General features: G+C 63.6%; 11 protein-coding genes. 1 reads left to right on the forward strand and 10 read right to left on the reverse strand.

Annotated features, from left to right (window positions below):
- Positions 1–5: 5 nt before the first annotated feature.
- From BMY68_RS20865 to pmbA, 3 genes are all read right to left on the reverse strand, one after another.
- Positions 6–1,382: a class II fumarate hydratase gene (locus BMY68_RS20865; RefSeq protein WP_085529840.1), complete on the reverse strand. Its 1,377-nt coding sequence runs from the start codon at positions 1,380–1,382 to the stop codon at positions 6–8.
- A complete protein-coding gene (locus tag BMY68_RS20870) occupies positions 1,375–1,770 on the reverse strand; it encodes a hypothetical protein (protein WP_007929895.1) in 396 nt (131 codons plus the stop codon). Before BMY68_RS20870 ends, BMY68_RS20865 begins: the two co-directional genes overlap by 8 nt.
- A 241-nt stretch (positions 1,771–2,011) precedes the next feature.
- A complete protein-coding gene (pmbA, locus tag BMY68_RS20875) occupies positions 2,012–3,358 on the reverse strand; it encodes a metalloprotease PmbA (RefSeq protein WP_007929896.1) in 1,347 nt (448 codons plus the stop codon).
- 108 nt (positions 3,359–3,466) lie between these two features.
- Here pmbA and yjgA point away from each other — a divergent pair, with 108 nt between their 5' ends.
- Entirely contained in the window at positions 3,467–3,988 is a 522-nt protein-coding gene (gene yjgA, locus BMY68_RS20880; RefSeq protein ID WP_025806420.1) for a ribosome biogenesis factor YjgA, read from the forward strand.
- Positions 3,989–4,036: 48 nt separating this feature from the next.
- On the opposite strand, the gene tldD is transcribed toward yjgA, so the two are convergent.
- From tldD to mreC, 7 genes are all read right to left on the reverse strand, one after another.
- Positions 4,037–5,479 (reverse strand): metalloprotease TldD, encoded by a 1,443-nt coding sequence (gene tldD / locus BMY68_RS20885; RefSeq protein WP_007929903.1) that lies wholly within the window; start codon positions 5,477–5,479, stop codon positions 4,037–4,039.
- 27 nt (positions 5,480–5,506) lie between these two features.
- Positions 5,507–6,346 (reverse strand): carbon-nitrogen hydrolase family protein, encoded by an 840-nt coding sequence (locus tag BMY68_RS20890; RefSeq protein ID WP_009042186.1) that lies wholly within the window; start codon positions 6,344–6,346, stop codon positions 5,507–5,509.
- A gap of 58 nt (positions 6,347–6,404) precedes the next feature.
- Entirely contained in the window at positions 6,405–10,208 is a 3,804-nt protein-coding gene (locus BMY68_RS20895) for a YhdP family protein (RefSeq protein WP_085529839.1), read from the reverse strand.
- A gap of 75 nt (positions 10,209–10,283) precedes the next feature.
- Positions 10,284–11,741 carry a ribonuclease G gene (gene rng, locus BMY68_RS20900; RefSeq protein ID WP_007929907.1) on the reverse strand — a complete coding sequence of 486 codons (1,458 nt, stop codon included), beginning with the start codon at positions 11,739–11,741 and terminating at the stop codon, positions 10,284–10,286.
- Positions 11,742–11,798: 57 nt separating this feature from the next.
- Positions 11,799–12,398, reverse strand: a complete 600-nt coding sequence (locus tag BMY68_RS20905) for a Maf family protein (RefSeq protein WP_085529838.1) — start codon at positions 12,396–12,398, stop codon at positions 11,799–11,801.
- 43 nt (positions 12,399–12,441) lie between these two features.
- Complete coding sequence (mreD, locus tag BMY68_RS20910; protein ID WP_009042183.1) at positions 12,442–12,918, reverse strand: rod shape-determining protein MreD; 477 nt, start codon at positions 12,916–12,918, stop codon at positions 12,442–12,444.
- On the reverse strand, positions 12,918–14,027 hold the full coding sequence (gene mreC, locus BMY68_RS20915; RefSeq protein WP_085529837.1) for a rod shape-determining protein MreC: 1,110 nt from the start codon (positions 14,025–14,027) through the stop codon (positions 12,918–12,920). Before mreC ends, mreD begins: the two co-directional genes overlap by 1 nt.
- Between the last annotated feature and the right edge of the window lie 111 nt (positions 14,028–14,138).

The raw sequence follows: 14,138 nt of genomic DNA on the forward strand, positions 1-14,138 counted from the left end.
GGGATTTACACGCCGCCCGCGGTGAGTTTTTCCGGGTCGAGCAGAATCTCCAGCTGGCTGCGTGACAGATCAGTGTGTTCAAGAGCGACGTCGATCACCGGGCGCCCCTGCTTGTAGGCGGTCTTGGCGATTTCAGCGGCCTTCTGGTAACCGATGATCGGGTTGAGCGCCGTGACCAGGATCGGGTTGCGCGACAGCGCCTCCTTGAGCTTGGGCTCGTTGACCTTGAAGCTGGCAATCGCCTTGTCCGCCAACAGGCGGCTGGAATTGGCCAGCAACTCGATGCTGCTCAACAGGTTCTGGGCGATGATCGGCAGCATGACGTTCAACTCGAAGTTGCCCGACTGCCCGGCCACCGTGATGGTCATGTCGTTACCGATCACCTGAGCCGCCACCATCGCCGTGGCCTCCGGAATCACCGGGTTGACCTTGCCGGGCATGATCGAAGATCCCGGCTGCAATCCTTCCAGTTCGATTTCGCCGAGGCCGGCCAGCGGCCCGGAGTTCATCCAGCGCAGGTCGTTGGCGATCTTCATCAAGGTGACCGCGATGGCCTTGAGCTGGCCCGAGACCGCCACCGCGGTGTCCTGGGAGCCGATCAGGGCGAACAGGTTCTTGCCTGGGGTGAACTGCACCTGGGTCAGGCTGCTCAGCTGCCGGCTGAAACCCGCGGCGAACTGCGGGTGAGCGTTGATCCCGGTGCCCACGGCCGTGCCACCCTGCGCCAGGGATTGCAGGCCCGGCAGCAGATCCTGAAGATGACCGATATTGGCCTTGAGCTGCTGCGCCCAGCCTTCCAGCACCTGGCTCATACGCACCGGCATCGCGTCCATCAAGTGAGTGCGGCCGGTCTTGATGAAGGGATGGACCTCGACCGCCTTGCGCTCGATGACGTGCACCAGATGCACCAGCGCCGGCAGCAGTTGTTCGTGCAAGCCCAGCGCGGCGCTGACGTGGATGGTGGTCGGGATGATGTCGTTGCTGCTCTGCCCGCAGTTCACATGGTCGTTGGGGTTGACCGGTTCGCCGAGCAAGCGGCTGGCCAGGGTGGCAATGACTTCGTTGGCGTTCATGTTGGAACTGGTGCCGGACCCGGTCTGGAAGATATCCACCGGGAAATGCTGCATGAAGTCGCCTTCCAGCAGGCCCTGGGCAGCGTCGACTATGGCCTTGCCCTGGGATTCGCTCAGTTGCTTGAGCTCGACGTTGGCCTTGGCCGCGGCCGCCTTGGCCAGGATCAGCGCACGGATGAACTGCGCCGGCATGCGCTGGTGGCTGATGGGAAAGTTATCCACCGCGCGCTGGGTTTGCGCGCCATACAGCGCCTGCTCCGGAACATGCAGTTCGCCCATGCTGTCGCGTTCGATACGGGTATTACTCATCGGGAAATCCTTGCACCAGTTCGATAAGGGGAATGGATGGCAGCAACGAGCAAGTCGCCAGTTGCCAGGCATGGCTTTGCCAGCGCTTGAGCCGGCACTTGCAGAAAGACAGGCGTTCCAGGTCACGCAACGGGCGCCAGGCCTGGTCCAGGCACTGGCTGCGCCAATGCCAGGGCAGCGCGGTATCGGTGGCAGTATCGAGCAGCAGGCGGAATGAGGTTTCAGCGATCAGCCAGGGCGAGGTGGCGGTGCAACACGCCAGATAGCGCCCTTCGGCCAGGTAATGCTCGATCAGGCGCGGCTCGTCCGGATCGAGGGCACAACGGATCTGGCGGCTCATCCAGCGCCAGCTTTCGAGGTAAGGCTGCTCGTGCAAGGCAGAACTCATGACCTGGGCTCATTCGATAATGAGATTTATTATTATATGATATTGAGAATCAAAACAAGACCGCGATCCCCCTCCCCTTTGTAGGAGCGAGCTTGCTCGCGATCGGCTGCGTGCCAGGCAAAACGCTATCGCGAGCAAGCTCGCTCCTACAGACAGGGCGATTGATAAACAAAGAAAACCCGGGCAATAAAAAAGCGCGCGCCCCGGACAGGACGCGCGCTTTGGTTGATGTCGTCGCAGCTTAGCTGCCAGCGACCGTCATGCGTTCGATCAATACCGAACCGGTGCGAATGTTGCTGCGCAGCTCCAGATCGTTACCGACGGCGATGATCTGCTTGAACATGTCGCGCATGTTGCCGGCAATGGTGACTTCCTGGACAGCGAACTGGATTTCGCCATTTTCGACCCAGAAGCCGGCCGCCCCCCGGGAATAATCGCCGGTGACCATGTTCAAGCCGTGGCCCATCAACTCGGTGACCAGCAGGCCTCGGCCCATGCGACGCAGCAAGGCCGCCTGGTCTTCCTCGCCATGAGTCACGAACAGGTTGTGCACGCCACCAGCGTTGGCGGTGCTGGGCAGGCCGAGCTTGCGCCCGGAATAAGTCCCCAACACGTAGGACACCAGTTCGCCGTTCTCGACGAAAGGCTTGGCGTAAGTGGCCAGGCCATCGCCGTCGAAGGCCGAGCTGCCCAGGGCGCGCATCAAGTGCGGGCGCTCATCGATGGTCAGCCATTCGGGGAATAGCCGTTGCCCCAGTGCGCCCTCGAGGAAGGACGACTTGCGGTACAGGTTGCCGCCGGAAATCGCCCCCAGGAAGCTGCCGAACAGGCCGCCGGCCAGTTCCGCGGAAAACAGCACCGGCACTTCGCAGGTCGGCACCGGGCGCGCTCCCAGGCGGCTCGCGGCACGTTGCGCGGCGCGCTGGCCGATGGTCACCGGGTCCGTCAACAGATGGCCCTGGCGATTGACGTCATACCAGTAGTCACGCTGCATCTGGCCGTCGGCCTCGGCGATCATCACACAACTCAAGCTGTGCCGAGTCGACGCATAACCGCCGATAAAACCGTGGCTGTTGCCATACACGCGGCAGCCCTGGTGGGTGCTCAGGGTGGTGCCGTCAGCGTTCTTGATCCGGCTGTCGGCGGCAAAGGCCGCGGCTTCACAGGCCAGCGCCTGTTCGATGGCCTGCTCCGGGGTAATGTCCCAGGCATGGAACAGGTCGAAGTCCGGCACGTCCCGGGCCATCAGGGCAGCATCAGCCAACCCCGAGCTTTCGTCTTCCGAGGTGTGCTTGGCGATGGCCAGGGCCGCGGCAACGGTTTCGCGAATCGCCTCGGGACCACTGGCCGAGGTGCTGGCCGAGCCTTTGCGCTGGCCGACATACAACGTGATACCAAAACCCTGGTCGCGATTGAACTCGACGGTTTCCACTTCCCGCTGGCGAACCGAAGTCGACAGGCCCTGCTCCAGAGAAACCGCCACTTCGCAGGCACTGGCGCCCTGGCGCTTGGCCTCGGCGATGATCTGCTCGACTTGTTCCTGCAGTGCCGGCAAAGCCTGCGGGCCGACGCTTTGTGCTGCACTCATGGTTTTCTCCACTCAAATTCTGCTTTCGGTTAAGGCCTTCGAGCGACCGGGCCGGACAAGCGGCCCCCGACTGGTTATCATGGCGGCGTTTCTTTGCGGACTGCCACCATGGTTGATTCTTACGACGACTCCCTCGATGGGGAGAAAAGCAAATCCCAGGTCAAACGCGAGCTGCATGCTCTGGTTGACCTCGGCGAGCGCCTTACAACACTCAAGCCCGACTTGCTGAACAAACTGCCGTTGACCGACGCTCTGCGCCGGGCCCTGGCGGATGCGCCCAAGCATGTCGCCCATATCGCGCGCAAACGCCACCTGCAATTCATCGGCAAGCTGATGCGCGATCAGGACACCAGCGCGATCCTGGTGCTGCTGGACCAACTCGACGCCTCGACTCGCCAGTACAACGAACGTTTCCATGGCCTGGAGCGCTGGCGCGATCGCTTGATCGCGGGCGATGACGCGGTCCTGGAAAAGTTCGTCACCGACTATCCAGAAGCGGATCGTCAGCAGCTGCGCTCCCTGATCCGTCAGGCCCAGCATGAGGTGGCCCATAACAAGCCGCCTGCCTCCAGCCGTAAAATCTTCAAATACATCCGCGAGCTGGACGAGACTCAACGCGGCCTGCGCTGAGCCTCGACTCGGGTGGGTTGCCCGGCAACTCACCCGCCGCTTCACTTCTTAAGCGCCCGTGCCACCCACGGTGATCGCATCGATCTTCAAGGTCGGCTGGCCAACACCCACCGGCACCGACTGCCCATCCTTGCCACAGGTCCCCACACCACTGTCCAGCGCCAGGTCGTTACCGACCATCGACACCCGGCTCATGGCTTCCGGCCCGTTGCCGATCAGGGTCGCGCCCTTGACCGGGGCGGTGATCTTGCCGTCTTCGATCAGATACGCCTCACTGGTGGAGAACACGAACTTGCCACTGGTGATGTCCACCTGACCACCGCCCAGGTTGGCGCAATAGATGCCCTTTTTCACCGAGGCGATGATTTCCGCCGGATCGCTTTCGCCACCCAGCATGTAGGTGTTGGTCATGCGCGGCATCGGCAGGTGCGCATAAGACTCGCGACGACCGTTGCCGGTGCGGGCCACGCCCATCAGGCGGGCATTGAGTTTGTCCTGCATGTAGCCCTTGAGCACACCGTTCTCGATCAGGGTGGTGCACTCGGTCGGGGTGCCTTCGTCGTCGATGCTCAGCGAGCCGCGCCGCCCGGCCAGGGTGCCGTCGTCGACGATGGTGCAGAGTTTCGAGGCCACCATTTCGCCCATGCGGCCGCTGTAGGCCGAGCTGCCCTTGCGGTTGAAATCGCCTTCCAGGCCGTGACCTACCGCTTCGTGCAACAGCACGCCGGACCAGCCCGAACCCAGTACCACCGGCAAGGTACCGGCTGGCGCGGGGATGGCTTCCAGGTTGACCAGGGCCTGGCGCAATGCCTCACGGGCGTACCCCATGGCGCGGTCTTCACTGAGGAAATAACGGTAGTCGGTACGCCCGCCGCCGCCATGACCGCCACGCTCGCGGCGGCCGTTCTGCTCGACGATCACGCTGACGTTGAAGCGCACCAAAGGCCGCACATCCGCCGCCAGGCCGCCATCGGTGGAGGCCACGAGGATGCGCTCCCAGACCCCGGCCATGCTGACGCTGACCTGCTGGATACGTGGATCGAGAGCACGGGTCGCGGCGTCGACTCGCTTGAGCAGCTCGACCTTTTCCGCGCGACTGATGACTTCCAGGGGGTTGTCCGGCGCATACAGCTGGGCCACGTCCTGGGTGGTAAAGGCCTGCACGGTACCGTTCTGCCCGGCGCGGGAAATCGAGCGCGCGGCCCGGGCAGCCAGGCCGAGCGCTTCAAGGGTGATGGCATTGCTGTAGGCAAAACCGGTTTTCTCACCCGATTGCGCCCGCACGCCAACGCCCTGGTCCAGATTGAAGCTGCCTTCCTTGACGATGCCGTCTTCCAGCGACCAGGACTCGGAAATCTGCCCCTGGAAATACAGGTCGGCGGCATCGATACCCGGGCCGGCCAGATCGCCGAGCACGCCCTGCAGGCTTTCCAGGGTCACGCCACCGGGCGCCAGAAGGTGTTCACTGACTGAAGATAACAACCCGCTCATATGCTTTACGCCTTAAATTCGTCGTTCTTAAGCAAGTCGCTGCGCGCCTTGCGAGAAAAAGCGCCGGTGACTGGCCACCGGCATGCGCGCCCGGATGGACGCCTGTTCGCTGCTGTCGCGCTCGGCCAGCAGCACGGCCTCGCCTTGATCCTGCTGCGCCAGCACCCGGCCCCAGGGGTCGACGATGGCCGCATGGCCGAAGGTCTCCCGGGGTCCCGGATGAATGCCGCCTTGCGCCGCCGCCAGCAGGTAGCACTGGGTTTCGATGGCACGGGCGCGGATCAATACGTCCCAATGCGCCGCGCCGGTCACGGCGGTGAACGCCGAAGGAGCGCTGATCAGCTCCGCCCCGGCGGCTCGCAATTCGCTGTACAGCTCGGGGAAACGCAGGTCGTAGCACACGGTCAGGCCAACCCGGCCCACCGGCGTATCCGCCACCACCACCTGTTCTCCATGAGCATAGTCATCCGACTCCCGGTAACGGCCGCGATTGTCGGCCACGTCCACGTCGAACAGATGCAGCTTGTCGTAGCGCGCCACTTGCTCGCCGTGCTCGTCGATCAGCAGCGAGCAGGCCCGGGCCTTGGTCTCCGGTTGGTCCACCGGAGGCAGCGGCAAGGTACCGGCGACTATCCATAACTTGAGGTCGCGGGCGGCCTGTTTCAACCAGGGCAGGATCGGGCCTTCGCCCCGGGCCTCGGCCCGACCGATGGCCGCCGCATCGCGGCGCCCCATGGCGGCGAAGTTCTCCGGCAGCACGGCCAGGCGCGCACCGCCGGCAGCGGCCTGCTCCAGCAGTTGGCGCGCCTGCTGTAGATTGGCCAGAACGTCGCTCTGGCTGACCATTTGAATCACCGCAAGGGACATGGCGCACTCCAGGTTGGATATGTGGCCATGCTACTCCATAGGCCCGGGCCGCGGTTTTTCAAAAAGGTTTGTCGAAGGTGATTTTCGGGTCCTTCCAGGGTCCCTTGACGCTGTACTGGACGCTGGCGAAGCGCGACACCCGGTCGCCGATCAGCTTGTCGATCAGGAACAGCGCCCCGCCGACCGCCGGCGCACCGACAATCAGCGCGGCGATCGGCAGGTTGTTGGTCACGGGCAGCGTCACCAGCAGCTTCGAATCCACCTGGTCGGCCACCAGGTCCAGGGTGCCATTGAGCTCCAGGTTGCTCGACGGCCCGGTCAGGGTGATGGGCTCACGGGTCACGTAGACACCGTTGCTGGCCACCAGCAAACCCTTGACCCGGTCGTAGCTCAGGCCCTTGCCGAACAGGTCGGAGAAGTCCAGGCGCAAGCGCCGGCCGATGGAATTGAAGTTCAGCAGGCCGAATACCCGCAAGGCCTGCGCCCCGCCTTCGACTTCCACGAACTGGCCTTTGCGCAGGGTCGCATCCAGACTGCCCGAGAACCGCTTGAGCCCGACCCAGGCCGGCGACCCGGGCCAGCGCCCGTCCACATCCATATGGAACTCTTCGCTGGTCACGGTCGGCGCAAAGCCCCAGCCCTTGAGCACGTCCGCCAGGTTCTTGCCGCCCAGGCGGCCCTTGTACCAGCTGGTGGCCGCGCCGGGTTCGCCTTCCCAGCCGCCGGAGCCTTGCAGGACCATGCCCTTGAGGCCCAGGTCGAGGCTGTTGAAAGCCATGCCCTTGGCGGTCGGGCGCACTTTCAGCGACCAGGCGCCGATCAGGTCGTTGCCCTGGTACAGCTGTTTGATCGAGAGATCCAGCGCCGGGACTTTCTTCGGGTCGACCGAAGCCAGAGGGTCCGGCGCGTTTTCGTCGGCCTGCGCCGTCGGATCGGCGGCCGGTAGGCGCACATACTGCAGATTGATCGCCATCGGCGCCGCCTTGGCATCAGGAATCGCCACGTTGCCCTTGGCTTGCTGGCTGTCGAGCTGCAGGGCCCAGGAGGACGGCTTGCGCGTCAACTGCACACGGGCCTCGTCCAGGGTGGTGCCGAAACCGCTGAGCTTGCCGACCCTGAAGTCGGCGCCACTGAGCAGTTGCTTGGCGCTACCGCCTGCGTCCTGCCCGGCATACCGATCGACCAGCGCCTTCCACGGCTCCACATCCAGTTCCGATAGCACACCGCGCACCCGCAAGCCCTTGCCCCCCGGCAACACGGCATCGCCTTCGCCGAGGAACAACTCGCCACGGCCATCGGCAAAATTTCCGCTCGGCGCGGCGAAAGTAAAGTTGGCCAGATCGCCGTAATCGAACCAGTAACGCCGCTCGGCGCCCTGCAAGGTCATGCGCAATACGCTGTCACGTCCCTGGCTGGCCGTCATGCCGAAAGGCGCAGGCAAGTCGACGGCAACCCCCTTGAGGCTGGAGCTGACCATCAGTTGGCTGTCCGCGCCATCGAGGTTGAGCTGCAGCTGGTAGGGAATGTCACCGGAAACCGGCAGCGGCTGGTTGTATTTCAGCCACTCCGTGAGCTTCTTGACCGACACCAGGCCCTTGGCGACGACCCGGGTATCGAGCTTGCCAGGGCGGCCGTCGGCAAAAATCTGTGCGGTCACCGGGCGCTCGAAGGCCTGGGCGCTGATGCCCTGGCCGCTCAGCCCCTTGCTGCTGTCGAAGCGGAAATCGCCCTTGAGCTGGCTCAATTCCAGCTCCGGTTCGCTCAACTTGAGCCGTGCCTTGTTGGTCTTGAAGTCCACCAGCACCTTCGGTTCTTCGCCCTTGACCAGCGGGATATCCAGCTTCAACTTGCCCTGCAGGTCGCCATCGCCCTGCCAGCCGGCAAAGGTCGGGCCCGTGCCGATCGGCGCTTCCTGAAGGATCTTCAAGCCATCGCCCAGGCCGCCGGCGAACTCGCCGTCGATAAACATGTGGGTGCTTTGCCCGGCGGGCACATGGGGAATATTGACGTAGACATCCTTCACCTGGGTATCGAGCAACTGCCCCTGGCTGGCCAGGATGCGCACACCGCTGTCTTCGATGAACACATCGCCGCTGACCTTGCCGATGTGCGGCCAGCCCGGCTGGAAGGCCAGCTCGGCATCGTGCACCTTGAAGAACAGGCTGATGCTGCGCGCGGTGTCGGCTGCGCCATGGTTCAGCGAACCCTGGTACTGGAAGAAACCTTCATCCACCGCGCCCTTGAGGATTGCCGTGCGCAGCCATTCGTCCAGGGCCGGGCTGAGCACCTTGGGCAGGTACTTGGCGGTATAACGACCGTCGCCATCGACCAGCCCGACCCGCAGGTCCATATAGTCTTCCTGGGTGTGATCGAAATGCAGGCGGATCAGGAAGTCGCCGGCAATCTTGCCCTCCTCGCCCAGGACCTTGAGGTACGGCGCGATCAGGGTGAAACCCTGCTGGTCGAGCTTCCAGGTCAGCCGGGCATTGGCCTGCAGGTACTGCCAGGGCTTGGCGAAGATCGGGTCCAGGTGCAAGGCAAAGTCCTTGCTGTCCATGCGCAGCTCGCCCTGCCCAAGGTCGCCGCTGATGCTGCCGCTGACGTTACGGGCCGCCGGCGCGCCGCGATAGGCGTTGAACCCGACCTGCTCCAGGTTGGCGGCAAAACTCAGGCGCTGATCGCCGCTGACCTGCGGCCGGAAGTCGAACAGGATGTTGCGCAGCGCGCCGGTGACCTTGAGGTTGTCGATGATGGTCGCGACCTTTTCCGGCAACGGCGCCCAGGCATCCAGGACCGGCGTGATCGGCGTCAGGTCGAGGCGGTCGGCCTGCAAGTGCCAGAGTTCTTCGGCACTGTTGACGGTACCGGTCTGTTGCAGGTGCAGGCGGGACTCCCAGCGCGTCTCGCCGATGTTCATGGCCAGCGAGTCGAAGGCGACGCTGAGGCCCTGCTCGTTGCGCTGGAAATAGGCATTGAGCGCCAGGTTCTTCACGGTGACCGGTTTGCGCCCGTCATAGGCCCCGCTGACCTGCGGCGCGTTCAGGCGTGCGACCATGCTCTGCAGCAGGCCATCGCCCCAACTGAGCCAGAACTCGCCACCGGCCTTGAGTTCGGAGAACGTCCACTGTTGGGTCACGCGCGGCGGCAGCCATTTCGCCCAGTCGCTTTGCGGCAAGCTCAGGTAGGCGTCGGCCTGCCCTTCGCGCCAGGCGCTGGCGCGGACTCGCGTGCGCAAGCTGACAGCCAGAGGCTGACCGTCCGGCAGGGTCAGGCGCGCATCCAGGCGTTGACGGCTGGGGCCAACACGCAGATTGAGGCCGACGTAGGTCAAGGCAATCGCGGGATGATCGAGCGGTTGCAGGGTCACCTGGCTGTCGATCACCGACAGCTCACTGAGCATCTGCATGCGGTTGAGCAACTGCTCGGGGTCGAGAGGCTGGTTATCCTGCACCGGCAGGCCTTCGAGCGCCCAGCGCCCATCCTGACCTTCCTTCAGGCTCAGGTTGAGGCCGCTGAATTCAAGGTGTTTGACCCGCAGTTGGCGCGCCAGGGCACTGCCGGGCAGGTCGGGCGCCACCCGCACCTGATCTAGGCGCAAGGCGTTGGCGCCCTCGCCGACTGTCACATCGTGGGCCAGCAGGATGGGCGAGAAACCGCTCCAGCTGCCTTCCAGCCGACCGATCTGCACCGGCATGCCCAAGGCTTCCTGAGCCTTGGCCTGAACCTCGGCCCGATATTCAGCCACCAGCGGGGTCAGCTCCCGACCCAGGCTGACGTACAAGGCCGTCAGCACCAGCAGTAACGCACAAAGCCCCAGCCCCCAGCGGGTCAGAGCAGCGAGAAAGCGCATCAGACGCTCCATGTCAGTTGGCCCCCGTGGCAAGAGTCATGTGAAAACCGGGGCCAGCTGTATCCGGTAAATGTAGGGTACGCGGACTCAGAGCAGCACCACGTCGTATTGTTCCTGGGAATACATGGTTTCAACCTGAAAACGGATGGTCCGGCCGATAAAGGCCTCCAGCTCCGCGACGTTGCCCGACTCTTCGTCGAGCAGCCGGTCGACCACTTTCTGGTTCGCCAGGACCCGATAACCTTCGGCCTGATAGGCCCGCGCCTCACGCAGGATTTCCCGGAAGATTTCGTAGCAGATGGTTTCCGGGGTTTTCAGCTTGCCGCGGCCCTGGCAGCTGCTGCAGGGCTCGCACAGCACCTGCTCAAGACTTTCCCGGGTACGCTTGCGGGTCATCTGCACCAGGCCCAACTCGGTGATGCCGATGATGTTGGTCTTGGCGTGATCGCGCTCCAGCTGTTTCTCCAGGGTGCGCAGCACCTGGCGCTGGTGTTCTTCATCTTCCATGTCGATGAAGTCGATGATGATGATCCCGCCCAGATTGCGCAGGCGCAGCTGGCGGGCAATGGCGGTCGCCGCTTCGAGATTGGTCTTGAAGATGGTTTCTTCGAGGTTGCGGTGACCGACGAAAGCCCCGGTGTTGACGTCGATGGTGCTCATGGCTTCCGCCGGGTCGACCACCAGGTAACCGCCGGACTTGAGCGGTACTTTGCGTTCCAGGGCTTTCTGGATTTCGTCTTCGACGCCATACAAGTCGAAGATCGGCCGCTCGCCCGGATAGTGTTCCAGGCGATCGGCGATTTCCGGCATCAGTTCGGCGACGAACTGCGTGGTTTTCTGGAAGGTTTCCCGGGAATCGATGCGGATCTTCTCGATCTTCGGGCTGACCAGGTCACGCAGGGTACGCAGGGCCAGGCCCAGGTCTTCGTAAATGACACTGGGGGCGCCGATGGTCTTGATCTGCGCGCCGATCTGATCCCACAAGCGGCGCAGGTAACGGATGTCCATCATGATTTCGTCGGCGCCCGCGCCCTCGGCGGCGGTACGCAGGATGAAACCACCGGCTTCCTTGATGCCTTCCTGGGCCACGCAATCGCTGACCACCTGTTTCAGGCGCTCGCGCTCGGCTTCGTCCTCGATCTTCAAAGAGATGCCGACATGGGCGGTGCGCGGCATGTACACCAGGTAGCGCGAAGGGATCGACAGCTGGGTGGTCAGGCGTGCGCCCTTGGAACCGATCGGGTCCTTGGTCACCTGCACCACCAGGCTCTGCCCCTCATGGACCAGGGCGCCGATGCTTTCCACCGCCGGCCCTTCGCGCAGGGAGATTTCCGAGGCATGAATGAATGCCGCGCGATCCAGGCCGATATCGACGAACGCCGCCTGCATGCCGGGCAGAACCCGGACCACCTTGCCTTTATAGATATTGCCGACAATCCCGCGACGCTGGGTCCGCTCGACATGGACTTCTTGCAGCACACCGTTTTCGACCACCGCCACGCGCGACTCCATCGGCGTGATGTTGATCAGAATCTCTTCACTCATGGCAGGGTCTCGTTCAGGCATATTCACTATGGATGGCCGCATCGGTAGGTACGGCGCTTAGCGCACTGCAAGGTTTTGCCAACAGGGTATGCCGAAATGGCCAAGTAGTTCTGCGGTTTCGCATACCGGCAAGCCGACGACAGCGGAATAACTGCCATTGAGCCCTGCCACGAATACCGCCGCAAGCCCCTGGATGCCATAGCCGCCAGCCTTGTCGCGGGGCTCGCCGCTGGCCCAGTAGCGGGCCGCCTCGTCATCGCCGATCGCCCGGAAGCGCACCAGACTGCGGACCACCCGCGACTCGCAGCGCTGGCCATCGAGCACGGCAATGGCGGTCAGCACTTCATGTTCGCGATCCGACAGGGCCATGAGCATCGACTGCGCATCGGCCTGGTCCAGCGGTTTGCCCAGGATCCGCCCATCAAGGACCACCGCGGTGTCGGCGCCCAGGACACAGGCCGCAGACTGGCCATCGGCGATCAGCGCATACCCGGCCGCCGCCTTGTCGCGCGCCAGGCGCTCGACATAGGCCGCAGGGTTTTCATCGGGGAGAGGAGTTTCATCGATATCCGCGCTGATGGCGGTAAAAGGCACGCCGATCTGCGTGAGCAGTTCCCGTCGACGCGGCGAGCCTGAGGCGAGGTAAAGCGATTTCATCAAGACATCTCCCTGTCGAGGTACGGGCAAATGCCTGACCGAATCAGTTGATTTTGAAACGTCGGCGCAACCCGCGCAAACCGAAGCTGACCCAAGGCCAGAGCAAGGCACTGACCAATGCCGGCAGCACCAGTGCAAGGGTCGGTTGACGGTTGCCGGTCAAGGCGCTGAGCCACAGCTGGACCAGTTGCGCCAGGCCGAAGATCACCAGGATCACCAGGCTTTGCTGCCACATCGGGAACATGCGCAAGCGCTGTTGCAACGACAGCACCAGGAAGGTGATCAGGGTCAGGATCAGTGCGTTCTGCCCCAGCAATGTGCCGTACAGCACATCCTCGGCCAGCCCCAGGCACCAGGCCGTGACCATGCCGACCTTGTGCGGCAGGGCCAGGGCCCAGAACGCCAGCAGCAAGGCCAGCCAGAGCGGACGCAGAATTTCCATGAACTGTGGCAAAGGCGACACGCTGAGCAGCATGCCGATGGCGAAGGTCAGCCAGACCATCCAGCCGTTTCGGGACATTATTCTCTTCCTCCCGTGGAGGCCGGGGCCGCTGCAGGCGGCTTGGGCGCGGCGGGTCTGGTGGCGGCGGGCTTGACCGGAGCCGGATGGGCAACGGGCTTGACCGGCGTCGTAGCGGCTGGCGTCGCGGGTGCAGTTGCCGGTGCGGCAGGAACGGTCGCGGTGGCCGGCGTCACGGGCACGACAGGCTTGGGCACGGTCGCCGGAACCACCGGCGTGGCGGTGCCGCCCTGCTGGTCCTGCGCTTCCTGAGCCTGGGCGGCATCGTTGGCACGCTCTTCGGCGGTACGGTTATCGCTGAACACCAGCAACAGGTAACGGCTGCGGTTCAAGGCGGCCGTCGGCACGGCGCGCACTATGGCAAACGGCTGGCCGGAGTCATGGATCACTTCCTTGACCGTCGCCACCGGGTAACCCGCCGGGAAACGCTGACCCAGGCCGGAGCTGACCAGCAGGTCGCCTTCCTTGATGTCCGCGGTGTCGGCCACATGACGCAGCTCAAGGCGTTCCGGATTACCGGTACCGCTGGCAATCGCCCGCAGACCGTTGCGATTCACCTGGACAGGAATGCTGTGGGTGGTGTCGGTGAGCAGCAGCACGCGGGAGGTATAAGGCATCAGCTCGACCACCTGCCCCATCAGGCCGCGGGCATCGAGCACCGGTTGCCCGAGCACCACGCCGTCGCGCTCACCCTTGTTGATGATGATGCGATGGGTGAAAGGGTTGGGGTCCATGCCGATCAGCTCGGCCACTTCGACCTTCTCGTTGACCAGCGCGGAGGAGTTGAGCAACTCGCGCAGGCGAACGTTCTGCTCGGTCAAGGCGGCGAGCTTTTGCATGCGGCCCTGGAGCAACAGGTTTTCGGTCTTGAGTTTTTCGTTTTCGGCGACCAGTTCGGTGCGGCTGCCAAACTGGCTGGCCACACCCTGCCATAGCCGTTGTGGCAGGTCGGTGATCCAGTAGGACTGCATCAGCACCAGCGACATTTGGCTACGCACTGGCTTGAGCAGTGTGAAGCGGGCATCGACCACCATCAGCGCGACCGATAGCACGACCAGCACCAACAGGCGTACGCCCAATGAGGGGCCTTTGGCGAAAAGCGGTTTAATAAGCCGCTCCTCCCAGGCAAATGTTCTCTTTATTCATACGGCTTCAAACCGGCCTGGAGCAGAATGACAGAAGATAAACGCCAACAGGCAGCACTGCAAAGTGCTGCCTGC

It is taken from the genome of Pseudomonas sp. NFACC41-3, from assembly GCF_900109505.1.
GTDB classification, from domain to species: Bacteria; Pseudomonadota; Gammaproteobacteria; order Pseudomonadales; family Pseudomonadaceae; genus Aquipseudomonas; species Aquipseudomonas chlororaphis.

Coding starts and splice junctions, on each gene's coding strand:
- yjgA (WP_025806420.1), top strand. CDS start 3,467: ATGGTTGATTCTTACGACGACTCCCTCGATGGGGAGAAAAGCAAATCC.
- tldD (WP_007929903.1), bottom strand. CDS start 5,479: ATGAGCGGGTTGTTATCTTCAGTCAGTGAACACCTTCTGGCGCCCGGT.
- BMY68_RS20865 (WP_085529840.1), bottom strand. CDS start 1,382: ATGAGTAATACCCGTATCGAACGCGACAGCATGGGCGAACTGCATGTT.
- BMY68_RS20905 (WP_085529838.1), bottom strand. CDS start 12,398: ATGAAATCGCTTTACCTCGCCTCAGGCTCGCCGCGTCGACGGGAACTG.
- mreD (WP_009042183.1), bottom strand. CDS start 12,918: ATGTCCCGAAACGGCTGGATGGTCTGGCTGACCTTCGCCATCGGCATG.
- BMY68_RS20870 (WP_007929895.1), bottom strand. CDS start 1,770: ATGAGTTCTGCCTTGCACGAGCAGCCTTACCTCGAAAGCTGGCGCTGG.
- pmbA (WP_007929896.1), bottom strand. CDS start 3,358: ATGAGTGCAGCACAAAGCGTCGGCCCGCAGGCTTTGCCGGCACTGCAG.
- BMY68_RS20890 (WP_009042186.1), bottom strand. CDS start 6,346: ATGTCCCTTGCGGTGATTCAAATGGTCAGCCAGAGCGACGTTCTGGCC.
- BMY68_RS20895 (WP_085529839.1), bottom strand. CDS start 10,208: ATGGAGCGTCTGATGCGCTTTCTCGCTGCTCTGACCCGCTGGGGGCTG.
- rng (WP_007929907.1), bottom strand. CDS start 11,741: ATGAGTGAAGAGATTCTGATCAACATCACGCCGATGGAGTCGCGCGTG.